The organism is Pseudomonadales bacterium, from assembly GCA_041395945.1.
Lineage (GTDB): Bacteria > Pseudomonadota > Gammaproteobacteria > Pseudomonadales > Azotimanducaceae > SZUA-309.
Window position 1 is genome coordinate 86,632 of sequence record JAWKZN010000001.1, and the last position, 23,046, is coordinate 109,677.

Sequence of the window (23,046 nt, forward strand, 5' to 3'; positions counted from 1 at the left end):
GGCTCTTAGAACCGCTGAGAACCCGGGAGGGGCACGAAGTTTGACTCGACTCATCGGCATCGATCCGGGCTCGCGGCTCACCGGCTATGGCGTCATCGATGTCGGCAGGGGCGGGCTGGTTTACGTGGCCAGTGGCTGTATCCGTACCCCGACAGGTCCGATGCCCGAACGGCTGGCGGAAATTTATCGGGCGATGAGCTCACTCATTCTCGAGCATCAGCCCGCAGAGCTGGCCATCGAAGAGGTCTTTCTCGCGAAGAACCCGGCTTCAGCCCTCAAGCTCGGTCAGGCCCGGGGCGTGGCGATTGCCGCAGGGGTGGCGCATGGTCTGCAGATTCACGAATACGCCGCGCGGCGGGTCAAGCAGAACATCGTGGGCAGCGGACGGGCGAGCAAAGAACAGGTACAGCACATGGTGCGCGTGCTTCTCGATCTGCCTGGAGCACCCCAGGCGGACGCGGCCGATGCGCTTGCGATTGCCATTTGTCACGTCAATACTCGGCGCCTTGATCGAGGATCGGCCCCTTGATGCAGCCTTCCGTCCGCCAGGAGACCGCGCAGATCGTGCTGATGATCAACTCAGTTACAGGAAGTCACACTCGATGATCGGTCGCATCCGAGGTCAGGTCGTGGAAATCAGCGACAGCTCGGTTCTCATTGATGTCGGTGGCGTTGCCTATGAAGTTGAGGTGACCAGTGCCGCGTTGGGAACTTTGTCTGGCATCGTGCCGGGTTCCAAAACGGAAGCCATTCTGCACACCCATTTTGTGGTGCGTGAAGACGCCCAGCTGCTGTTCGGCTTCGGCTCCAGGCTGGAGCGGGATGTATTCAGGGATCTCATCCGCATCAACGGTGTCGGTCCCAAACTTGCCATGAGCCTGATCTCCAGCCTGACCCTCGAACAGCTCGCCGAGGCGGCTCAGGAGGGTGATGCGACCCTGCTGCTGCGGGTGCCCGGAGTCGGGAAGAAAACGGCAGAGCGTCTGCTGGTGGAACTCAAAGGCAGGCTCGGCCGATTCAGTTTCTCCACCCACGGCGCCCGCAAAGCGGGTCCGGTACTGGCCATCGGCGAGGCAGAACGTGCGCTGGTGTCACTGGGCTACAAGCCGCTCGAAGCCCAGAAGGCGGTGGCCAGCGTGGCAGGTGAAGGACTGAGCACCGAAGAACTGGTCAGGGCTGCGCTGCGGCTGATTGCACGACAGGTTGAGGTGATCGGTTGAGTATCGAGCCGGATCGTCTGGTATCTGCCGCCAGCGGCGGTGGCGATGTGGTCGAGCAGCGTCTCGAAAACGTCCTGCGGCCGCGCCGGCTGGCGGAATACATCGGGCAGCAGGCGGTAAAGGAGCAGATGGACATCTTCATCACCGCCGCCCGTAACCGCGGTGAGGCGCTGGACCATACCCTGATCTTCGGACCTCCCGGGCTGGGTAAGACCACTCTGGCCCACATCATCGCCAACGAAATGCAGGTGGCGATCAAATCCACCTCCGGACCGGTACTCGAACGGCCGGCTGAACTCGCGGCCATGCTCACCAATCTGGAGGAAGGTGAGGTGCTGTTCGTGGACGAGATTCACCGGCTCAGCCCGGTGGTGGAAGAGATCCTCTATCCCGCGATGGAGGATTTTCAGCTCGATATCCTGATCGGCGAAGGCCCTGCCGCGCGGTCACTGAAACTGAACCTGCCGCGGTTCACACTGGTGGGGGCCACGACCCGGGCCGGGCTGCTGACCTCACCGCTGCGGGACAGATTCGGCATCGTGCAACGATTGGAGTTCTACACGGTCGAAGAACTCGGTGAAATCGTTGCCCGGTCTGCAGACAAACTGGAGGTGCGCATCGATGCCGAGGGTGCCGCGGAAATTGCCCGTCGTGCCCGGGGTACGCCGCGCATCGCCAATCGACTGCTGCGGCGTGCGCGTGACTATGCGGAAGTGCGTGCGGACGGCCACATCGATCGGCAGGTGGCGGATGCTGCGCTGAATATGCTGAGTGTGGATCGGGAAGGTTTCGATGGCATGGACCGGCGCCTGCTGCATACGATCATCGATAAATTTTCCGGTGGTCCGGTGGGGGTTGATTCCCTCTCTGCCGCGATCAGTGAAGAGCGCGACACCATTGAAGATGTACTGGAGCCCTATCTGATCCAGCAGGGTTATCTCATGCGCACGCCGCGTGGCCGGGTTGCCACGGACAAAGCCTACCTCCACCTCGGCCTGCAGCCTGTGGTGGGGAATCAACTCAATCTGGACTGACAGGAGCCCCCTTGCCCGAACAGCTTTCCATATTCGAACTGGTGGCGAATGCCACCGTGGTGGTGCAGCTTGTCATGCTGGTGCTGCTGCTGGCATCCGTAGCCTCCTGGATGATGATTTTTCAGCGCTGGTTCTTCCTGCGCAGGATTTCCGGGCAACTGGACGAATTCGAGGATCACTTCTGGTCCGGAATCGATCTGCGCGATCTGTATACCGAACTCGACGCCCACGATGACCTCAACGGGGTCGAGGGAATGTTCGTGGCAGGCTTCAAGGAATTCACGCGCCTATCGGAACAGTCGGATGCGGACGCCGATTCCATCATGCAGGGTGTGCAGCGGGCGATCCGGGTGTCCCTGACACGTGAGGAAGAAAAACTCGAAACCCATCTCGCCTTCCTGGCCACGGTGGGATCCACCAGCCCGTACATCGGCCTGTTCGGCACCGTGTGGGGCATCATGAATTCCTTCCGCAGTCTGGCCAACATGACCCAGGCGACGCTGGCGACGGTTGCTCCGGGTATTTCGGAAGCGCTGGTCGCCACGGCGATGGGGCTGTTTGCCGCTATTCCCGCGGTGATCGGCTACAACCGCTTCAACGCCCAGGTCGAGGTACTCATGACCCGTTACGAAACCTTCGGTGAAGAGTTCTCCGCGATTCTCTACCGCGCCGCCCACGCCAAGAGATAGACGCAGTGGCCTCGAAACGCAAACCCATGTCCGAGATCAACGTCGTGCCCTATATCGACGTGATGCTGGTGCTGCTGGTGATCTTCATGGCCACCGCCCCGCTGCTGACCCAGGGCGTGCAGGTCGACCTGCCGAATGCGCCGTCGGAGCCGATCAGCGATACCACCGACGACCCGCTGGTGGTGTCCATGCGTGCGGATGGCGCGATCTTCGTGAATCTCGGCATGCAGGATAAGGAAGAGGCGGGCAGCCGGGTAACGGTGTACTCCCTGGAAGACCAGGCGGGCAAGATCATCCGTGCCCGGCCCGATGTGTCGGTGTATGTGAAGGCCGATCACAAACTCGATTACGGTCAGGTGGTGATGATCATGACCGTGCTGCAGAAGGCGGGTGCCCAGAGCGTCGGTCTGATCACCGATCCTCCGGAACTGCCCACAGGCGGCTGAGATGGAGGGTGGGCTTCGTAACTACTGGTTACCTCTGGTGCTTGCGGTGGCGCTGCATTCGCTGGCGCTTGCTGCACTCATCAACACCTGGCAGCCATCCCGGGAAGTGATACCGGTGATGAAGCCGAAAATCGTGAATTCGACTCTGCTGGTGCTCGAACCCAAGGCGAAGCCGAAAGCGCAGCCACCGAAGGTGACACCGGCGCCTGCGCCGAAACCTGCCGAGAAGGCGCCTGCAAAGCCACAGCCGGCCGCGCCGGAGAAAAAGCCGGACCCCAGGCCTGTGACTGAAACCAAACCGGTGGAGACGCCTAAGCCGAATCTGGAAGAGGTCATCCGCCAGCAGCAGGCGGAAGCCGATCGCCGGGCACGGCTGCAGGCACTGGCAAACTCATCCTTTGCCAATGCACTCGAAGACGAGTCCGTGGAACTTGCCGATGATGCGGCGGCAAATGCGTCGGCGGATGAAGCAGAAGTTGCCCAGAGTTACCGCTATGGTGTGTACCAGCGGGTGGTGTCCAACTGGTCACGACCGCCGAGTGCCCGCAATGGCATGCAGGCCATCCTGCAGGTTGATCTGGTGCCCACCGGAGACGTGGTAGCCGTGACACTCGTCGAAAGCAGCGGTAATGCGGCCTTCGATCAGTCGGCGGAAGCGGCCGTGCGCAAGGCGCGGCGCTTTGAAGTTCCCAAGGAGTCGGTGGTATTCGAAAAATACTTCCGCCGATTCACCCTGTTGTTCAGACCGGAGGATTTGTTGCGGTGAATGTAGTGATCTCGGGTAGATGCCTGCTGGTTGCCTGGCTGGCTGCGTTGTTGGTTGGTGTGAACGCTCAGGCGGCATCCAGTCTCGATGCCATCATCATCGACACCGGCTACGACAAGCAGACCACGATCGCCGTGGTGCCCTTCCAGCAGGGGCCGGAGTTTGCCAATGAAAAAGCGTTCTCGGAGATCATCGATTTCGATCTCGCCCGCAGCGGTCAGTTCGCGCCCACCGCCAGGGAGAACATGCTGTCACTGCCGACCCGGCGTCAGGATGTGTTCTTCCGTGACTGGCGTATTCTCGGTGTTGAATATCTGGTCGTCGGGCGTACCAGTGTCGATGGCACCGGCAACCTGAGAGTCGACTATCACCTGTTCGATGTCTTCAACGAACGGGAGCTGATCGTGGACACCCTGACTACGAACCGCACCCGCTGGCGGGATGCCGCACACACCGTCGCGGATCGCATTTTTGAAGCCATCACCGGAATCCGGGGTGCGTTTTCAACCAAGATCCTCTATGTGCTGGTACAGAACGCCGGTTCCCCCGATGTGCGCTATGCGCTGGAAGTGGCGGATGCGGACGGTGAGCGAGCCCGCACGCTGTTCAGTTCGAAGGAGCCCCTGCTTTCCGCCAGCTGGGCGCCGGATGGCAAATCCGTGCTCTATGTCTCCTTCGAAGGCGGGCGGCCGGGCATCGTGCGGCAGAACGTCGCAACCGGTGCGAGGGAGGTGCTGACCCGGTTCAGCGGCATCAATGGCTCGCCCAAACTGTCGCCGGATGGCCAGCGCCTCGCCCTGGTGCTGTCGATGGACGGCAATCCGGAAATCTATGTAATGAATCTTGCCAACAAGCAGCTGCGGCGGGTGACCAGACACCATGCCATTGATACGGAGCCGAGCTGGACCGAGGATGGCCGGGGCCTGGTTTTCACCTCGGACCGGGGCGGCCGGCCCCAGATCTATCGGGTCGATCTGTCCAATGATGCGGTGGAGCGGCTGACCTTCGAAGGCGTCTACAACGCCAGTCCCCGCCTGCTGCCGGGCGGGCGCCACCTGGTCTTCGTGCATCGGCGGGACGGTGTCGATCATATTGCCTGGCAGGACCTGGAACGGGACGATCTGCGGGTGCTGACCCGCACCCCGCTGGACGAATCCCCTTCGGTTGCGCCGAATGGCACCATGCTGATCTATGCGACGCAGGATCGGGGGAGAGGTATACTCGCCGTCGTCTCGATCGATGGGCGGGTCAAGTATCGGCTGCCTTCTTCGTCAGGGGATGTTCGGGAGCCGGCCTGGTCCCCGTTCATGGATGCTCTATAAGAGCGTCACAGAAACAAGCGTCGCCGAAGCGTTTCGGCGACAACCCGTCACGCTGATTCCCCGGTTGAGCAGCATTCCCGAACCCTGGGGATCAATGTGGCGGTGGGCGATAACAGGATCCCTGGAGGGACCGACAGAAGTCCCGTTCGGACCCTTCGAGAGCAGATGAAATTAAAAAGGCGATGCAGACAACAAGTGCAAAGCGAAAAAAAGTGCAAAGCGAACAAGGACTACAGGAGAAAAGCATGACTAAGCAGTGGATACGGAATCTGTTGCTCATATCGATGGTGGCTGTCGTCGCCGGCTGTGCATCCGGTGGCAAGAGCAAGCCCACGGAACCGTCGGTTGAACCGGTGGAAACATCGGATACAACCCCGGCACCGGGTGGCCTGTCGACGGAGCCCGCCGGATTCGATAACAACCTCAACCCCTACGCGCCGGGCACCACCCGTCTGCTGCCGCGCACCTACTACTTTGAGTTCGATCAGGCCGTGCTGGGCCCTGATGATCTGACGTCCTTGGCGATGCACGCTCAGGTGCTGCTCAACAACCGCGACCGATCTGTTGTGATCGAAGGCCATTGCGACGAGCGGGGTACCCGTGAATACAACCTGGCACTGGGTGAACGGCGGGCCAATGCGATCCGCACGTACCTTACCTCCGCCGGTGTCTCACCGCGTCAGGTAGAGTCGGTGAGTTACGGTGAAGAGCGACCGGAAGATCCCGGTCATGCTGAAGCTGCCTACGCGCGCAACCGCCGCGCGGTGTTGATCTACCGCTAGGGGCCTGTCTGCGATGACTACTTTCCGAGGCCATATCGCTGCCGGTGTACTGCTGGCGTTACCGCTGGCGGTGGTTGCGGCGACACCCGGTCAGCCGCAACCGAATGCTGGCGCGGCCGACAGCAGTGCCGCTGTTGGCGATCGGCGCCTGAACGAGCTGTTTTATCAGCTGCAGGTGCTCCAGCAGGAAGTGCAGGAGCTCCGCGGACTGATCGAAGAGCAGAGTTATCAGCTCAGCCGTCTTGCCCGGGATCAGCAGGAGCAGTACATCGACCTCGACCGACGCGTCGCCGGTCTCACGACAGGCGGCGCGGGCGGCTCACGGGCACCGGCGCAGGCGTCGAGCGCACCGGCCACCGCCTTCGGCTCAGCGCAGCGCGGAGCGCCGGTCGTCACCATTCCACCGCCGCTGACGATTCCCGGTTCGAGTGCCGCCGGTTCGGGCACGTCCGTATCGGGTGCGCCTGCAGCGACGACGCAGGTGACGCAACCGGTTACCCAGAGCGCGCCTCGGACGGGTGCCGGCCTGTCGGAGCGGGATGCCTACACCGCGGCATTCGATCTGATGAAGGGGCGACAGTTCAAGGAGTCCATTGCCGCCTTCAGCGATCTGATCACTGCATACCCGAACGGGCAGTACACGCCGAATGCCTATTACTGGCTGGGTGAGCTCTACCTCGCAGAGCAGAACGCCGAGCAGGCCCGGCAGGCCTTCATGCAGGTAATCAGCCTCTACCCGGATCATCCCAAGGTGCCGGACACGCTGTATAAACTGGGTGTCACCTACCACCGCATCGGCGACAACGCCAGGGCGATGGAGTACTTCAATCGGGTTCGATCCGAATTTCCGTCCAGCTCTGCGGCTGGTCTGGCAACGAGCTACGCTGCCGAGCTGAGGTGAACTCTCCGGTACGATCCGGTCAGCTGCGTCTCACCGAGATATTCCTTTCACTGCAGGGCGAGTCCACATCCGTGGGCCTGCCCACTGTCTTCGTACGCCTCACCGGCTGTCCGCTGCGCTGCAGCTGGTGCGACACTGCTTATGCCTTCCAGGGGGGGCGTCTCGAATCCCTGAATGACATTCTCCAGCAGGTAATCGATTACGGGGTCCCCCATGTCACCGTGACCGGCGGCGAACCCCTTGCCCAGGCTGGTGTACGCGCGCTGCTGACAGCGCTGTGTGATGAGGGTCTGGATGTCTCGCTGGAAACCAGTGGTGCTCTGGATGTCGCCGGGGTCGACTCCCGGGTCAGAAAAATTCTCGACATCAAAGCCCCGGGCTCCGGGGAAATGCACCGCAATCTGTGGAGCAATCTAGCGCATTGCAGTGCCCGGGATGAGATCAAGTTTGTGCTCAAAGACCGTCAGGACTATGACTGGGCGCGTCTGAAGTGCGACGAACTCGGCCTGTTCGATCGACCCCTGCATCTGCTGTTTTCTCCGGTGGCGGATGAACTGTCGGCGCGCGAACTGGCGGACTGGATTCTCGCGGATCGACTGGCCGTACGCCTGCAGATTCAGCTGCACAAGTATCTATGGGGCAATGAACCCGGTCGCTGAATGTCCGGGCCGGAGCGGGTGGGACCTTTATCCGATTCCGAGGGCATGCGCATGACCGGCCGTCGTGCGGTAGTACTTCTCTCCGGCGGGCTGGATTCCGCCACCACGCTGGCACTTGCTCGTGAGCAGGGCTTCGAGTGTTTTGCGCTGTCTTTCGACTATGGCCAGCGCCATCGCATGGAACTCGAAGCCAGCGGACGCGTAGCGCGTGCCCAGGGGGTGAGGGAGCATCGCATCCTGCCCATCGATCTGTCCGCGTTCGGTGGTTCCGCACTGACCGATCCGGATATTCCGGTGCCGGTTGAAGGAGCGGCTTCCGACGCGATACCCGTCACCTATGTACCTGCCCGCAACACGGTCTTTCTCTCACTGGCGCTTGCCTGGGCGGAAGTGCTCGGCGCCCGGGACATATTCATCGGTGCCAATGCGGTGGATTATTCCGGCTATCCGGACTGCCGGCCGGAGTTCATCGCGGCGTTTGAAAGCCTTGCCAATCTCGCCACCAGAGCAGGTGTGGAAGGGGACGGCTTCCGGATCCATGCGCCGCTGATCTCACTGAGCAAGGCGGACATCATCCGCGCGGGTGCAAGGCTCGGAGTGGATTACGGGTTGACGATTTCCTGTTATCAGCCCGGAGAGCGTGGTGTGGCCTGCGGGCTGTGTGACAGCTGCCGGCTGCGCAGTGCCGGATTTCAGGCGGCCGGGGTTCCTGATCCCACCCTCTATGGATGAGCAATTGTTCCATCGGTGTTTTCGGCGGAGATACAGATCGCTCGATCAGGGGCGTCCGATCTCGGAACGCTCCTTACCGGTGTAGCTCCCGGGGACACAACCAGGTGCCTGTCCGGCGGCAAGGTCGAGGCTTTTTCCGCGAGTTCCCGATACCAGTCGTCCGTGAATCCCAGTTCAGACTCGATTCGAAGCACCACAGGGTGCCGGGCGATTTCAGGGGTTACATGCAGGCGCGTCAACCACCACCAGAATCCGTCCCGGTCCGGATTCGGAGCGGCCCTGCTGAGTGCGGTTGGGACAGCACCATCGAGCCGCAGGGAAAAGATTGCCGCCAGCGACGCATGTTCGTTGGCCACGCACCAGTCGATCGATTCTCGGGCCCGTTCATCATCACCCTCCGCAAGCGCGACTTCGAACGCGAGCGGATAGTAGCCAAGATGTGCTGTCAGCTGATGCTGAATGGAAGTCGGTACGGAGTCCTGCATCGCCTGCCGCAGGAAATCGCAGAGTACGCGGGCATCGACCTGGTCCGGCGTGCCCCGGCGCACCCAGGAGCGGATGATCTGCGGGTTGACGGAACCCGGTGGATAGAATGTGGCCAGGTGATCGGCATCGATCTGCGCACCTTTCCAGTCGCCCAGTGTTGCCCGGGCAATGGCCTGCCATTCCAGGAATGCGACGTCGTAGGGCACCTTTGCCGAAGCCTGACGGAGATATCCCAGTGCCTCTCGAGCATATCCGGATACCACGAGAACCATTGCGTACGGAAATCCGTACGAGTTCACCCACTCACGCGCGATACGTTCTGCCGCCGCCGGATTAGCGCCATGACAGCTGAGAAGATACGATCTTGCGAAACAGGCATAGGCACCCCCGGCATCCCGCTTCCAGTCGTTGGTGTCGAGCATAGTCAGCGCACGTGCGCGCATTTCGCGATTGCCGACGCTTGCGGCGTTTCTCACCAGGGCCATGGCCAGATCGGCCCGACCCCACGCCCAGGACGGATCAGCCTCGAGTGTCTGCTCGAGCCAGAACAGGTGTTCATCCGCATCACCCCAGAGGCGGTAGTTCAGCAGTCTGAGAAAGGCCGCATAGGCTTTCGGATTCGACGGCACCGGCCAGCCACCCAGACTTTCGCCAAAAAAACGTGCGACGCTGGAGACGAGGCTGCGCTGCAGTTCGTACGGATCGTCAGCGGTGCCGGTAAAAATTTCGGACCATACCGTTCTGCGTTTGCGCGCATCGATGACCTGAACGCTGAGTTCCACATCTGCTCTGTGTGGCTGCACGAAGCCCACGATCAGCAGATCAGCATCCTGCGGCGGTGCTGTCACCTCTGCGTCATGCACCAGCCCGCCCGGCAGTACGGTAAACTGAGACCAGACGGCGATCTGACGTTCGAGGTGCCTGCGAAGACCATCCGCCAGCCAGCCGAGATCCAGACCGGGACTGAAATCTTTGAACGGCAGAATGGCCACCACCCGTTTTGCGCCTGGCGTACTGTCTGTCTGGCCTTCCTGTACGGGTTTCACAGCCGCAACCAGGCGGTAACCCCTGCCGGGAATGGTCTGTATGTAGCGGGGCGAACGGGCGCTGTCACCGAGTGCACGACGAATGAGCGCTATCCGCTGGTGGATGACCGCCTGCACCACCACCTTGTCCGGCCAGAGTGCGTCCAGCAATTGCTCAGTGGAGAGCGGACCGGTCTGCTGCGCCAGGTAGACCAGCACATCCATGGTCTTCGGCTGCAGTGAAACCGTCTCCTCGCCCTTTTTGAGCTGATTCAGCTCAGGATCGACCAGCCAGTCGCCGAGCCGGAAAGCCCTGGTGGTGGACCCCAAGTCATATCCTCCCTCCCTGCGGTCAGTCGGATTCTAGACCTGAGGACACGACGGGTCACCTCGAAGTGCCCGGCGACCCGCAGGTGAGCCGTTCAGTGCCTGGGCGGCAGCTCAAGCTCGCCAGTGATCTTCGCGTCGAACGGATCGATGGCGGCCAGCGACCTGCCGCCTCCGCTCATGCGGATCCAGCCGCTGGCGCCCTCGAACCTGCCGGTGCCGCCAACGATGTCTCCGAGCACTTCAAAGGTCGAAGTGTTATGAACAAAGTTGTAACAGAGCGTGCCGGGTGCGCTGGCGTTGTTTTCTATGTATATCTGATCGCCGCCGATGGTACGAATGACCGTCGAAAAGCCCACATACTGGAGCTCGACTCCGACAGGCGCGCTGGTGTCCGGGTCAAACTCGCAGATGATCGAGAAGTCGGAAGCCAGATCTCCAACGTTGTCGATCCAGACCGGGCCAATTGTCCCACTCCCCTGGAGAGTGGAATGAAACCCGGGTTCGCCATTGCCATCCAGATCCGCGGCCGCTGAGCTTACAGCGACACCGGTCGCCCACATTTTGAGCTTCTTTGCCTCAGCAGGCTGACTCCAGCCGGACAGGGTGACGAGCGCGATACTCAGGAGACTCAGAATTCTGATCATGTCCTTCCTCCCGTTATGGTGCGCTCCAGTCTTCCCGAACTGGGCGTTACGGTCCTAACGGGAGTCTGATTTCCGGCTAAATTCCGTACCTGGCCTGGTTTGCCGAAGTCTTACTGGCTGGGTGCCGCACCCGGACGTGGGATTCAGCTGCTGCTCGCGCCTGCCTCCTGGTATTAATCGCCGGACTTCTTCAGACCCAGCTCCTGTGCGTAGTTGTCGCGCATCACGAACTTCTGCATCTTGCCGGTGACCGTCATCGGAAACTCATCCACCAGTTTGATGTATCTGGGAATCTTGAAATGAGTGATCTGCCCCTGGCAGAACTCGGTGAGTTGTTCCGGGGTTACTGACGAGCCTTCGCGGAGCTGCACCCAGGCAGCCACCTGCTCTCCATACTTCGCATCCGGTAGACCGAAAACCTGGACCTCGGCCACATCGGGGTGGGTGTAGAGGAACTCCTCTATTTCTCTCGGATACACGTTTTCGCCGCCGCGAATGATCATGTCCTTGATCCGCCCGGTGATCTTCACGTAGCCATCCGCGTCCATCTCACCGAGATCGCCCGAGTGCAGCCAGCCCTCCGAATCGATGGTTTCGGCCGTGCGCTGGTCATCCTCCCAGTAGCCGAGCATCACACCATAACCCCGGGCGCAGACCTCACCGGTCTCCCCGATACCGGCTGTGCTTCCGTCTTCCCGGCAGATCTTGATCTCCCAGTTGGTATGCGGCCGACCCACGGTGCTGACCCTGACGTCGAATGAATCATCAATCTCGGTCATGGTGTTGACCGGACTGCACTCCGTCTGGCCGTAGGCGATAACGATTTCTTTGAGATCCATCTCGGAGATCAGCCGCTTCATCAGCTCTACCGGGCAGGTTGATCCGGCAATAACACCGGTACGCAGAGAGCTCACGTCGAAATTCGAGTAACCAGGGAAGTCGAGCTCCGCGATGAACATGGTCGGCACCCCGTGCAGTGCCGTGCAGCGCTCGTCCTGCACCGCCCGCAGCACCGCCTCCGGCTCGAATGCTTCACAGGGCAGCACCATGGTAGCCCCATGGGAGACACAGCAGAGCGTGCCCATCACCATGCCGAAGCAGTGGTACAGGGGCACCGGAATACAGAGGATGTCATCCGCAGTGAGGCGCATGTTTCTGCCCACGAAGTAGGCATTGTTGAGAATGTTCTGGTGGGTCAGAGTCGCCCCCTTGGGAGAACCCGTGGTGCCACTTGTGAACTGGATATTGATGGCATCCGTGGGTGACAGCTCGCCGGCAAGCTGCTCCAGCTGCTGACGCTCCAACTCACCACCCATGCCACAGACATCGGTGAAGTTGTGCATGCCCGGAGTTCTGTCCTCACCCATGCGGATTACCGTGCGCAGGTGGGGCAGTTTTTCTGCATGCAGCGCACCAGGAACCGATTGCTCGAGCTCCGGCGCCAGATCCTGCAGCATCCGGATGTAGTAGCTGGTCTTGAAGCTCTCGGCGAGCACGATCGTCGCGCATGAGACCTTATTCAGCGCGTACTCCAGCTCATAAAGACGATAGGCCGGATTGATACACACCATCACCGCACCGATCTTAGCGGTGGCAAACTGAGTCAGAATCCACTCGTATCGATTCGGCGACCAGATGGCCACCCGATCCCCACGCCCGATACCGAGCGCCAGGAGGCCCGTCGCCAGCTGATTCACCTCCTGCACAAGTTCCCCGTAGCTCCAGCGGATACCCTGATGCGGCATGACGAGGGCCGGATGGGACGGGTCTCTCGCAGCCACTGCATCGAGCTGTGCGCCGATGGTACTGGTGATCAGATCTGCCGTTGCACCTGCGTAATACGCCTCCTGCACACTCAATTCCTCAGGCGTTTGGTCAGTCTCCTTTGTACCACATCCTGCCAGACGGGCAGCGTCCGGACCATCCGCAGTGCGGTCACCACTGACTTCTGGATCGGTCGTGAAGTGGAGCTGGCCGGGCTTGTGAACACCCGGTTGATACCCGATCGCATCCTCTATCGATGAGATCCGGGCTATGCGTATACAAAAAGAATGGTGGGTCGTCTGGGACTCGAACCCAGGACCAACAGGTTAAAAGCCCGGTGCTCTACCAACTGAGCTAACGACCCAGAGTGCCTCGCCAGGCTTGAGCCCGTATTAGAGGGCCTGCGCAATGCGGGGGACGGTGGAAAAAGAGCGCGAATTGTAGCCACCTGGCTGGTGCTTCTCAACCCTTGCGGACCGGTCTGCGGCGGGCATTGTCCCGGATGGCGTCCGCGATGCGGGGAATGACCGCGCCAGGCAGATCATGGGCCATACTTTCGATCACCAGCAGCCCGGCGCCGGCAATCGAATCGCGGACATCGGTGCCGCAGGCGAGGGGCACCAGCGGATCCTCCGCGCCATGAATCACCAGCGCAGGCGCCTGAATCTCACCCAGCTTCGCCACCCGGGAGTCACCGGAGGCGATGCTTGCGAGGAGATGACGGCTGTTGCCGTCCGGATAGAAGGCCCGCTCGAAGCTGCGTGCTGCGGTCTCCCGGATGGTTGCTTCGTCTGGCGGGAAACCCGGGCTGCCGAGTATGCGCGCGCTTTCGAGGGCTTCGGCGATCGCCCCTTCCCGGGTGCCGGCGGGATTCTTCGGCGCGGCGAGCCAGGCAGCGGCCTCGGGACCCGGTCTGGGCAATCCGCGACGGCCGGAGGTGGCGCTGATGGAGACCAGGGTGGCGACACGGTCCGGATGGCGAATGGCGAGCAGCTGAGCGATGGCGCCACCGTTGGAGAGGCCGACTACATGGGCGCTCGGAATATCCAGAGCTTCGAGCAACGCGGCCGCGTCGTCGGCCATGTCTTCCAGGGTATAAGGCGCGCTGACCTGCTCCCGGGCGCGAGCCTGGCGAAAGGCTTCGGGTATATCCGCCGGGCCCCAGTCGTGGCAACGGGTCGACAGACCGACATCCCGATTGTCGTAGACGATGACGCGGAAACCCCGCTCGATCAGCGCATCGATGAAGCGTTCGGGCCACTGCACGAGCTGCACACCGAGGCCGTGGACGAGAAGCAGGGGTTCGCCACCCGCTTCTCCCCGGCACTCGTATTCAATTTCTATCGATCCTGCTGCTGCTCTGGCCACTTCGGAAAGCCTCCTGATTTGTATTGCAGTGTACAGGCTCAGCGGGCGCGGGCGTCATGGCGCCAGCGTTTCCAGAGACTGCCGGGTTTCATCATCCGCCGGATAGAACGACTCCACCGAAAGTTCTTCGAGGGTCACGTTCCGGGCAGCCCCGAAATGCGCAAGCATGGTGAAGAGACTGTAGTCACGGCCATCCTTGCGCAGGGTCATGATCAGTGCGGGAGGCGGTGCGGACGTCCAGTCCGGCAGCTGCCAGTGTGCGGGTGCCTCGGGGTGCGCGACGATCTCCTCGATCAGCTCCGGCAGGTGCGGATCGCGGGGATTGTGCAGCAGTGCCCTTCGTGCCCGCTGCAGAAAAGACCAGGCCAGGTCTTCCCAGTTGACGATGAAGGGCTTCAGACCCCGGTCGTGCAGGCAGAGGCGGGCGATCTGGAAGTGCATGGGCGAACCGATGTCGGCGAGTGCCTGTCCCATGTCCACGAACAGACCGAAGAAACGCAGTGCACCGGCATTCGCCATCACCAGGTTCCAGCGGCCATCGAGGACGATCGCCGGGAAGGGTTCGTGGTGATTGAGGGTTGCCTGCAGCGCGGACTGAAATGTACTCATGGCCTTGCTGTCCAGAGGCTGTTCGGAGAATCCGGCGGCGAAACCCGCGCTCTGCAGCAGGGCGTTGCGCTCCCGCAGGGGGACGTCCAGGGTGTCGGCGAGCGCCAGCACCATGCCGCGGCTGGGGTTCGATCGGCCGGTTTCGAGAAAACTGATGTGGCGCTGGGAAATGCCGGAATGACTGGAAAGTCCCAGCTGGCTCATGCGCCGGTGCCGGCGCCAGTCTTTGAGCATGCGGCCGAATTCCGGGGCCTGGATGAGTGCTTCACTCATGCGGATTACTCCTGCTGCGATCCTGCTGGCAGAAGTTTAACCAGATCAGGATGCCGGACCATTACCTTGCTCGTAATTGGCTGGATTACCTGGGAAGCCTGGCGTGGTGCCGTGATGAAATGGCTGTCCTGCGCGCTGCCCGCCTGTCTGTACGCCTATACGTCGAACCGATTGCGCTCGGTGTGATTGCGCAGGAAGTCCCAGATCTGCCGGTCCAGCTCCGGGTCATGCACTTCCGCCCAGGCGTGCAGTTCAATGAGCAGTGACATGCCTTTGCTGTGCCAGTCGGTGACCTGACTCAGGAGCAGGCCGGCCGGCTCGCTGGCCGTGAAAGCGCCGCGCGCCTCCGCGCCCGGTGCATCGCTGCCCGCTTTGAACAGATCCCGCAGTTCGGCCACATCGGCGAAACGGTTGGCGACGGCGCGGTCGGCATCCTGGGCCAGCGCCAGCAGGAGCATGGTCATCATGCCGCTGCTGGCGGCGTGATACTTCGAGGTGAGCTGGGGACCGATATCGGTCGCCAGTTTTACCGCGATGTCCATCAGGGCCTGATTCGGTCGGGGTATCACAACAGTCCCTCGGTATAGGTGTGTGTGGTGGCCGGGTGCAGCCGATCAACCAGGACACGGTTCTGCCGGTCGGTCATCAGCCAGCCCGCCACGGCCAGAATGGGTTCCTTGCTGGTGCCATTGGCATAGTCTTCGGCGGACGAGATCCAGATCGCCAGGCCTTTGAGGGAAGCAAACACCTGCCACCAGCGGAAAATTCGTCGGTCCACCCGGCGCCCGGCCGCGGCCTCCCAGATCTCGATCGCCTTTTCCCGGGGCAGCAGGCCCCCCGCGAGATGTCGTTCGGGCCAGCCCCAGAGGGGATCGCAGGACCAGGCCAGGTCCTCGAGGGGATCGCCGATGTGGGCCATCTCCCAGTCCAGAACTGCGGAGATCTCGCCTTCGGGGTTGTAGAGGAAATTGCCCGTGCGGAAGTCGCCGTGCACCAGGCACAGATCCTCTGAAGCCGGTGGCAGATTGCGCTGCAGCCAGCGGATAGTGGCTTCGGCCACCGGCTGGGGATGGAGGGCGTCGGTGCGGATCACGCCGCTCCAGTAGTCGAGTTCGTGTCGGGCGGCATGTTGCGGCACCTTCATGAAGTCCCGCAGGCCCAGCGTGTCAATGTCCATCGAGGCGAGCCGGCCCATCAGCGTCCATTTCCTGGTACCGATTTTTTCTCTGAACTTGTCGAAGGGGGGCTGCCCGAGACTGGCGAGGGCAGACTCGCAACCGGCCACTTCCGCCATCAGGGAGAAGGGCCGCTCCAGTGGTGTGTCGCCTTCTTCGAGGAGCAGCGGTTCCGGTACCGGAAATCCTGCGCAGTACACGGCTTCATAGGTCCGGTATTCGTGGCGGCGTTCGGTGTCGATCAGACTGGTGACGGGATCCCGGCGCAGGATGATCCGCCGCGGCGTATCCGCTACCCGCAGCTGCACCCGGAAGGTTTCCCGGGACGCTCCGCCGGGGATCTGCTCGATCGATTCGAGCGCGACCGTTTGTCCCCAGCGGGCCTCGAGATAGGCGACGAGATGTTTGCCGATGTTCGCAGCCGACAAGGGTCAGCTCCCGCCCTCGGCTCGCGAAGCTTTGAGCCGAAAGCGGATCGGCTGATTGGCGCGCAGCCAGGCAAAGGCTTCGAGGGGATGACCGGCCCGGGCATAGACTTCCGGTGCGATGACGTCGGCGTCGTGAAATTCGTAAGCTCGATCGGGATGCATGAGAAATGTGCTCTGTGGGCAGACAACGGCTTACGGTAGCGGTTTTGCAACTGCAGATGCAATTACTCTAGGATGGCGCTCCGGCCTCGGGCGAAAGTCCGGCAGAGCAGAAAAACTTCAGGGGGAAGGACGGTATGGGCACAGCCCTCGTGGATCAGCATGCGCTGATCACTGGTGGTGGCAGCGGCATCGGCCTGGCGGCGGCCCGGGCCTTCGCCGCGGATGGTGCGCGGGTGACCCTGGTGGGGCGCACCGTCGAAAAACTGGCCCAGGCGGCTGCCACTTTTTCCGATCCTGACCGAGTCCACTTCTTTGCGGCGGATGTGTCCAGCGAAAATGAGATCGCCACTGTCGTCGAAGCCGCCAGCGCACTCGCGCCGCTCACCATCGCGGTGGCCAATGCCGGATCCGGCGACATCGCGCCCCTGGTGGCTACTGACTCGGACAAGTGGGAGTGGGTACTCAGGACCAATCTCAGTGGTACTTTCCACACCTTCAAACATGCCGGGCGCGCGATTGCCAATGCCGGCGGTGGTGCGCTCTGTGCCATTTCGTCCATCGCCGGTGTGCGCACGCACCGCTTCATGCACGCCTACTGTGTGAGCAAGGCCGGCATCGACATGCTGGTGCGCACAGTGGCGGACGAGCTGGGTGTGGCCGGGGTGAGAGTGAACAGTGTATGCCCCGGACTCGTAGACACGGAACTCGCCCAGGGACTGTTTGCCAGCGAAGCGGTTCTCAAGGACTATCTGGACTGCATGCCCCTGGGCCGCACGGGCGAGGTAGAGGACATCGCACAGGCGGTACGGTTTCTGTGTGGTCCTGAAGCTTCCTGGATTACCGGAGTCAATCTCAGTGTGGACGGGGGTCACCATCTGCGTCGTGGACCGGATTACGAGCCCTTCGCCCGGGCCCTGTTCGGCGATGATGTAACGGAAGGCAGATTCAGGTGATCGTTCCTCAGACAGTACGTAAGCGGCAAGGGAGAAGAAGATGGGACTGAGCCGGTTGAGCCGATCCGTAGCGGATAAGGTCGTGGTGATCACGGGCGCTGCCAGTGGCATGGGCAGGGCCACCGCACATCTGTTTGCGGACGAAGGTGCCCGGGTGGCTGCGATCGATGTCAATGCGGACGGTCTTGGCTCGGTTGTCGCAGAAATCGAAGGCAGCGGTGCCAGGGTGCGGGGCTGGACACTGGACTTAAGCGATGGCGCGGCGATTACCCGGGTGTTCGCAGAGATTGCCGAACACTTCGGCGGAATCGACATCCTGGTGAACAATGCAGGGATTTCCCGGTTTGCCCCGATCGATTCCGAAGACTACGAGGCTGCGTGGGACCTCTCTCTCAACGTGCTGCTCACCGCACACACCCGGACCATACGGGCGTCGCTGCCTCACCTGCGCAAGGCCGAGCATCCGCGCATCATCAACATCGCCTCCACCGAAGGCCTGGGCGCTACCCGCTTCGGCAGCCCTTACACGGCGGCAAAGACCGGGGTGATCGGTCTCACCCGATCCCTCGCCGTGGAACTGGGCGGGGAGGGCATCACCGTGAACTGTATCTGTCCTGGACCGATCAACACGGGCATGACCGCAGCCATCGCCGACGATGCCAAGGCGGAGTTTGCGCGACGGCGTGTTGCGCTGCGTCGTTATGCAGAACCGGAAGAGGTCGCGCACGCTACCTTGAGCCTCGCACTGCCTGCCGCGAGCTTCGTGACCGGGGTTGCGCTGCCGGTCGATGGTGGCCTCACCATCCGGAACGCCTGAGGCGTGGCCGGGCCTGTCATCGATCCCCTGCGGCCGCCGCAGGACTCCGGCGCTGCGGCTGCAGCGGCGAGTGCGGAGGCAGCCGATCGGGTGGCATGGCGCACCGTGCTGGGTTTTGGTGCACCGGGCTTAGGTGCCGGCTATATGTATCTGATGCTCGCGCTCTATGTCATGAAATTCTCCACAGACGTGCTGCTTATCGCACCGGCGGTGATGGGACTGATCTTCTCTGTTTCCCGGATCTGGGATGCGGTTTCCGACCCGCTGGTGGGCTATCTTTCGGATCGGACCCGGATAGCTTACGGCAGGCGCCGCAGCTGGATCCTTGCCAGCACGATTCCCATCGGAGCCGCCTTCATCATGGTGTTTGCACCGCCGGCAAGCCTGACTGGCGGCGCACTGGTTGCCTGGATGGCTGTCGCCATCATCGGCTTCTATTCGGCGATGACGGTGTTTTTTGTACCCCACCTGTCCCTGGGTGCGGAGCTGTCGAGGAGCTATCACGAACGCAGCCGGCTTTTTGGCGTGCGCCACGGGTTCTACACCTTCGGTTCGATTCTCTCGCTGGTGAGCTTCTATGTGCTGATTTCTGCCGAGCAGGAAGGGCCCGAGGCGGTGCGCGCCATAGCCAGGGACCTCGCGGTGCTGGTCGCCGTGGCCATGGCGCTGCTGATTTTCTTCGCCCTGGGTCAGATCAAGGAGCGTCCGGAATACCGCGGAAGGGTCAACGCCAATCCCTTCTTCGCCTTCCGGGACATCTGGCGCAATCCCCACGCCCGGCTGCTGATCGTGGTGACCTTCATCGAACACGTCGGCTCCGCAGCCATCGGCGCGCTGACCCTGTATGTTGCGCAGTACGTTGTCGAAGCGCCGCTGTGGGCGCCGGTGATGATTCTCTGCTACATGCTGCCGTCGTCACTGTCCGTACCTCTGTGGATTCCCCTGTCACGCCGTTTCGGCAAAGTGCGCCTGTGGATGTTCTCGATGATTCTCACCGGGGTCTCCTTCGGCTGCATGTTCGCGCTGCCTTGGCTGGAAGGTACTACCTTGAAGATCGGCTACATCTGTGTGGCGGCAGCCTTCGCGGGTTTTGCAGCGGGCTGCGGTGGCACGCTGTCGCCGTCGATTCAGGGCGATGTGATCGACTACGACGAACTGCAGACCGGTGAACGCAAGGAAGGTTCGTACTTCGCGGCCTGGAACTTTGTCTACAAAGGGGCCACCGGTGTAATGCTGCTGCTGACCGGCTTTGTACTGCAGTTCTCCGGCTTTGTGCCGAACCAGGTCCAGCCCATCAATGTGCAGTTAGCCATGGTCACCCTGTACGGACTGTTTCCGCTGGTCTGTTACGGTGTCGGCGCTTTCATGTTCCGGAAGTTTTCTCTGGATGAGACGGCGCATGCGGAGATTCGGCGACAGCTGGACGAGCGGCGGGGGGTATAAGGGGGAAGGAAGAGGGAAGCTCGATGGATTTTTTGTGGGCCATCCGATGAGTTATCCGGCCTAGAAACATCCATCTGCCGTGGAGGTCGATCAAGGCGGTCTGGCTGGAGGAGCATGAGCTTGCTTTGTCTCTTCAGGCCGATCCATCTATTGAAATACGGATGCCCAGGGCTTTCGGCGGGAAGTACCCGGAATCTCTGCGCCTTGTGCTCGATGAAAGCCGTTAGCCGGTTGCCGCCGATAATTCCGGCCCGTCTTCCGCTGAAGACGCGGGCAGATCTTCCGCGGAAAATACAGAACGGGCTTTCGCCGAAGTTTCGGTCTTATCTTCCGCGGAAGACGGGAACGCAGCTTCCCCTGAAAACGCCGTTTCATCTTCCGCTGAAGATTCCGGCGCGTCTTGTGCTGAAGGCGCTTCTTCCGCTGAAGACGCACAATCTTCTTCTGCCGCCCCTCGGCCCTCAATCGGCCGCCCGTCCGGCCGCGCGAAGTAGTAGCCCTCGGCCGTTGCCCGCAGCCTGAACCCGCCTTCATGCATCTGCCTGTGGTGATGGCTGCAGAGCAGGATCAGATTGTCGAGGGAGGTTTCTCCGCCGTCGCACCAGTGCTGAATATGGTGGGCGTCCAGCCAGCGGCTGTGATGACAGCCGGGAAACCGGCAGCTTCGGTCCCGCGCCGCCAGGGCCCGGCGGATGGCGGTAGGCACGGTGCGCTGTTTGCGGCCCACATCCAGTACTTTCTGGCCGTCCTTGAGGATCGGCACCAGAGCGCCTTCACAACACAGACGCCGGATGGTGGGTAAGGGCAGATCCGCTTGGCCGCCGGCGCCGGATAATGCCTGCGCATCCACATGGACCAGGACCTGATAGTCGGCGGCCGTCGAGTCAGCGGCCGGGGTTGAACCGCCATCCGCCGCCCTCCCCCGCGCAACCAGCTCCATAAACGCATCCGCCCGGGCGGCTGCGGTACCTCGAGCAGGATCTTCCGGCAGCGTCTCCACCATCTGCGTCAGTACCTGTTCTACCAGAGCAAAAGCCTCGGCCGGCAGTTTCACCAGGATCTCCCCCGAATGGGGATACAGCGCCACCGACCGGGCCTCATGATCCCGCCGCGCGATCTGACCAGCCGTGCGCTCATCCCCATGGCGCAACCGTTTACAGCACTGCTCCAGCTGCTCCGCCGTCGAGGTCCGGGCATAGGCCAGCAGGTCGGCTTCGTTCGTCTCATCGGCGACGCGCGTGAGCGCCCGGACCTGGGAGTAGGACAGTTCACCCGATTGGAACGCCGCATCGATCAGAGGCACGAACCACAGCGCTTTCGCGACTCTCAATTTCTCTAAAGCCGTCGTCCGCGACAGCTTGAGTTTGAAGTCGAGCCACTGGGCACAGTCGGTGCAGCCATAGGCCTGCCAGCCCCGGCGCAGGTCGAACTCGCGCAGCAGGCTCAGGAAGCGATGTGTCGCCCGGGACACATCGAGCCAGCTCGACTCGAGGGCCGATTCCAGATCATCGATGGGACCGAGGCGGACGATGGGCGACAGGCGATCGGTGTTGGCGAGAAACTCGGCACTGGGCAGCGGGGTGTAGTGAGACATGGGCGGCTCCGGCGGAATCAGGTACTGTATGTATGTACAGTATTCTACGCCCGATATCGCGAAAACCCAATGATTTCATTGATGAAATGGTTGCAGGCTGACGGACGGACGGGGTATTTGCACCCTTGGTATTCGTCGCGCCCGCAGCACACGCCGTGCCCGGTCCGACGACTAAGTCCCGTCGCGACTCCGCGCATCGAGCGCTGCAATCACTGCCGCATCCAGATGCCCGTCCGGGATCAGACTCGCGCCGCGCTGGAATTCACCCACTGCTTTCCGGGTAGCAGGCCCGAGGCGGCCGTCCGGTTCGCCGGGATCGAAGCCGAGGGCGGCCAGCTGTTTCTGAATCCGCAGCATGTCGGCGTTGGAAAATTTCAGGTCGTCCTCCGGCGGTGGCCGGTGCAGGGCTCCGCCACCGGCGATCCGGTCTGCCAGATGACCGACTGAAAGTGCGTAGTACTCGGACCGGTTCCAGCCCATGATCACGCCGAAATTTTCATACACCAGAAAGGCGGGGCCCCGGTGGCCGGCGGGCAGCAGCAGGCGGGCGTCCACCGCGAGGGCGGACACTGGCTGGCCGCTGGTGTCGGTGATTCCACGCTGCCGCCACTCGAGCAGGGTGCGGGTAGTACCCGGTGGGTTTTCCAGATAATCGAATGGCGCGGGCAGCAGCACTTCCCGCCCCCAGCGGGTACCCGGCTGCCAGCCCAGGGTCTTCAGGAAATGGCCGCCTGAGGCGAGCGCGTCCGGCAGACTGCCCCAGAGGTCCCTGCGGCCATCCCTGTCCTGGTCCACCGCGTAGCGCAGGTAGGCGGTAGGCATGAACTGTACCTGGCCCATGGCGCCGGCCCAGGATCCCTGCATGGCGTCCGCGCTGACATCGCCTCGATCGATCAGCTTGAGCGCCGAGAGGAGTTCGCTGCTGAAATAGCTGCTGCGGCGATCGTCGCAGGCCAGTGTGGTCAGGGAAGCGGGTATCCACATGTTGCCCAGGTAGCCGCCGAAGTTTGTTTCCAGGCCCCAGAAGGCGAGCAGATAGTGGGGGGGTACACCGGTCGCATCGAGTACGGTCTGCAGCAGCGGGGCGAGTTCGGTCCGCAACTGCCGACCCCGGGCGACGCGCTCGGGTGTGACACGCCGATTGAAGTAATCGGCAAAGGTTGAGGTGAACTCGGGCTGGCGACGGTCGAGTTCGAGAACCCGCTCGCTCGGCTCTACCCGATTCAAAACGGATTCAATCACGCCGGCTGAGATGCCTTCGGCGTGGGCCGCCCGCTTGAGGCGGTCGATACAGCTCGGAAAATCGATGGTCGCGGTCAGCAGCCCGGTGGCAGCGCCCGGTGCGGCCTCGGCTGCGGTCACCGGCAGGCTGCACAGGCCGGCACCGAGCAGCAGAAGGAGCCGGAGCCCGGTAAATGGCCGGG

Annotated in this window: 24 protein-coding genes and 1 tRNA gene; 14 read left to right on the plus strand and 11 right to left on the minus strand. The window is 62.1% G+C overall.

Annotated features, from left to right (window positions below):
• Window positions 1-40: 40 nt before the first annotated feature.
• From ruvC to queC, 11 genes are all read left to right on the plus strand, one after another.
• A complete protein-coding gene (gene ruvC / locus R3E82_00425; protein ID MEZ5549333.1) occupies window positions 41-529 on the plus strand; it encodes a crossover junction endodeoxyribonuclease RuvC in 489 nt (162 codons plus the stop codon).
• A 73-nt stretch (window positions 530-602) separates the two neighbouring features.
• On the plus strand, window positions 603-1,220 hold the full coding sequence (gene ruvA, locus R3E82_00430) for a Holliday junction branch migration protein RuvA (protein ID MEZ5549334.1): 618 nt from the start codon (window positions 603-605) through the stop codon (window positions 1,218-1,220).
• A gap of 2 nt (window positions 1,221-1,222) precedes the next feature.
• Entirely contained in the window at window positions 1,223-2,254 is a 1,032-nt protein-coding gene (gene ruvB, locus R3E82_00435; protein ID MEZ5549335.1) for a Holliday junction branch migration DNA helicase RuvB, read from the plus strand.
• Between the two features lie 11 nt (window positions 2,255-2,265).
• Window positions 2,266-2,943, plus strand: a complete 678-nt coding sequence (gene tolQ / locus R3E82_00440; protein ID MEZ5549336.1) for a protein TolQ — start codon at window positions 2,266-2,268, stop codon at window positions 2,941-2,943.
• Between the two features lie 26 nt (window positions 2,944-2,969).
• A complete protein-coding gene (tolR, locus tag R3E82_00445) occupies window positions 2,970-3,389 on the plus strand; it encodes a protein TolR (GenBank protein MEZ5549337.1) in 420 nt (139 codons plus the stop codon).
• Window position 3,390: 1 nt separating this feature from the next.
• The gene (tolA, locus tag R3E82_00450; protein MEZ5549338.1) at window positions 3,391-4,155 is read left to right on the plus strand and encodes a cell envelope integrity protein TolA; all 765 of its coding nucleotides are present in this window, start codon (window positions 3,391-3,393) and stop codon (window positions 4,153-4,155) included.
• Window positions 4,156-4,160: 5 nt separating this feature from the next.
• Window positions 4,161-5,477 carry a Tol-Pal system beta propeller repeat protein TolB gene (gene tolB, locus R3E82_00455; protein ID MEZ5549339.1) on the plus strand — a complete coding sequence of 439 codons (1,317 nt, stop codon included), beginning with the start codon at window positions 4,161-4,163 and terminating at the stop codon, window positions 5,475-5,477.
• A gap of 245 nt (window positions 5,478-5,722) precedes the next feature.
• Window positions 5,723-6,259 carry a peptidoglycan-associated lipoprotein Pal gene (gene pal, locus R3E82_00460; GenBank protein MEZ5549340.1) on the plus strand — a complete coding sequence of 179 codons (537 nt, stop codon included), beginning with the start codon at window positions 5,723-5,725 and terminating at the stop codon, window positions 6,257-6,259.
• 13 nt (window positions 6,260-6,272) lie between these two features.
• On the plus strand, window positions 6,273-7,160 hold the full coding sequence (gene ybgF / locus R3E82_00465; GenBank protein ID MEZ5549341.1) for a tol-pal system protein YbgF: 888 nt from the start codon (window positions 6,273-6,275) through the stop codon (window positions 7,158-7,160).
• Window positions 7,157-7,819 (plus strand): 7-carboxy-7-deazaguanine synthase QueE, encoded by a 663-nt coding sequence (queE, locus tag R3E82_00470; GenBank protein ID MEZ5549342.1) that lies wholly within the window; start codon window positions 7,157-7,159, stop codon window positions 7,817-7,819. Before ybgF ends, queE begins: the two co-directional genes overlap by 4 nt.
• A 51-nt stretch (window positions 7,820-7,870) precedes the next feature.
• Window positions 7,871-8,551 carry a 7-cyano-7-deazaguanine synthase QueC gene (queC, locus tag R3E82_00475; protein MEZ5549343.1) on the plus strand — a complete coding sequence of 227 codons (681 nt, stop codon included), beginning with the start codon at window positions 7,871-7,873 and terminating at the stop codon, window positions 8,549-8,551.
• On the opposite strand, the gene R3E82_00480 is transcribed toward queC, so the two are convergent.
• The 9 genes from R3E82_00480 to R3E82_00520 form a co-directional block, all read right to left on the minus strand.
• Window positions 8,542-10,392: a winged helix-turn-helix domain-containing protein gene (locus R3E82_00480; protein ID MEZ5549344.1), complete on the minus strand. Its 1,851-nt coding sequence runs from the start codon at window positions 10,390-10,392 to the stop codon at window positions 8,542-8,544. The two genes, queC and R3E82_00480, sit on opposite strands and share 10 nt — an antisense overlap.
• Before the next feature lie 92 nt (window positions 10,393-10,484).
• Complete coding sequence (locus R3E82_00485) at window positions 10,485-11,036, minus strand: hypothetical protein (GenBank protein ID MEZ5549345.1); 552 nt, start codon at window positions 11,034-11,036, stop codon at window positions 10,485-10,487.
• Window positions 11,037-11,209: 173 nt separating this feature from the next.
• Complete coding sequence (locus R3E82_00490) at window positions 11,210-12,889, minus strand: AMP-binding protein (GenBank protein MEZ5549346.1); 1,680 nt, start codon at window positions 12,887-12,889, stop codon at window positions 11,210-11,212.
• A 199-nt stretch (window positions 12,890-13,088) separates the two neighbouring features.
• Window positions 13,089-13,164: transfer RNA gene (locus R3E82_00495), tRNA-Lys, on the minus strand.
• A gap of 98 nt (window positions 13,165-13,262) precedes the next feature.
• Entirely contained in the window at window positions 13,263-14,168 is a 906-nt protein-coding gene (locus R3E82_00500) for an alpha/beta fold hydrolase (GenBank protein MEZ5549347.1), read from the minus strand.
• A 54-nt stretch (window positions 14,169-14,222) separates the two neighbouring features.
• Window positions 14,223-15,050: a helix-turn-helix transcriptional regulator gene (locus R3E82_00505; protein MEZ5549348.1), complete on the minus strand. Its 828-nt coding sequence runs from the start codon at window positions 15,048-15,050 to the stop codon at window positions 14,223-14,225.
• Between the two features lie 155 nt (window positions 15,051-15,205).
• Window positions 15,206-15,592 carry a hypothetical protein gene (locus R3E82_00510; protein ID MEZ5549349.1) on the minus strand — a complete coding sequence of 129 codons (387 nt, stop codon included), beginning with the start codon at window positions 15,590-15,592 and terminating at the stop codon, window positions 15,206-15,208.
• Window positions 15,593-15,615: 23 nt separating this feature from the next.
• Window positions 15,616-16,653, minus strand: coding sequence for a phosphotransferase family protein (locus R3E82_00515; protein MEZ5549350.1), 1,038 nt, complete (start codon window positions 16,651-16,653; stop codon window positions 15,616-15,618).
• A 3-nt stretch (window positions 16,654-16,656) separates the two neighbouring features.
• The gene (locus R3E82_00520; protein MEZ5549351.1) at window positions 16,657-16,815 is read right to left on the minus strand and encodes a hypothetical protein; all 159 of its coding nucleotides are present in this window, start codon (window positions 16,813-16,815) and stop codon (window positions 16,657-16,659) included.
• 134 nt (window positions 16,816-16,949) lie between these two features.
• On the opposite strand from R3E82_00520, the gene R3E82_00525 reads away from it, so the two are divergent.
• From R3E82_00525 to R3E82_00535, 3 genes are read left to right on the plus strand one after another with little or no spacing between them, the layout of a single operon-like run.
• Window positions 16,950-17,768, plus strand: a complete 819-nt coding sequence (locus R3E82_00525) for an SDR family oxidoreductase (protein ID MEZ5549352.1) — start codon at window positions 16,950-16,952, stop codon at window positions 17,766-17,768.
• 40 nt (window positions 17,769-17,808) lie between these two features.
• Complete coding sequence (locus R3E82_00530) at window positions 17,809-18,585, plus strand: SDR family NAD(P)-dependent oxidoreductase (GenBank protein MEZ5549353.1); 777 nt, start codon at window positions 17,809-17,811, stop codon at window positions 18,583-18,585.
• A 3-nt stretch (window positions 18,586-18,588) separates the two neighbouring features.
• The gene (locus R3E82_00535; GenBank protein MEZ5549354.1) at window positions 18,589-20,028 is read left to right on the plus strand and encodes an MFS transporter; all 1,440 of its coding nucleotides are present in this window, start codon (window positions 18,589-18,591) and stop codon (window positions 20,026-20,028) included.
• 223 nt (window positions 20,029-20,251) lie between these two features.
• Here R3E82_00535 and R3E82_00540 read toward each other — a convergent pair whose 3' ends face one another.
• Window positions 20,252-21,622, minus strand: coding sequence for a DUF222 domain-containing protein (locus R3E82_00540; protein ID MEZ5549355.1), 1,371 nt, complete (start codon window positions 21,620-21,622; stop codon window positions 20,252-20,254).
• Between the two features lie 171 nt (window positions 21,623-21,793).
• Window positions 21,794-22,984: a lytic murein transglycosylase gene (locus R3E82_00545; GenBank protein ID MEZ5549356.1), complete on the minus strand. Its 1,191-nt coding sequence runs from the start codon at window positions 22,982-22,984 to the stop codon at window positions 21,794-21,796.
• Between the last annotated feature and the right edge of the window lie 62 nt (window positions 22,985-23,046).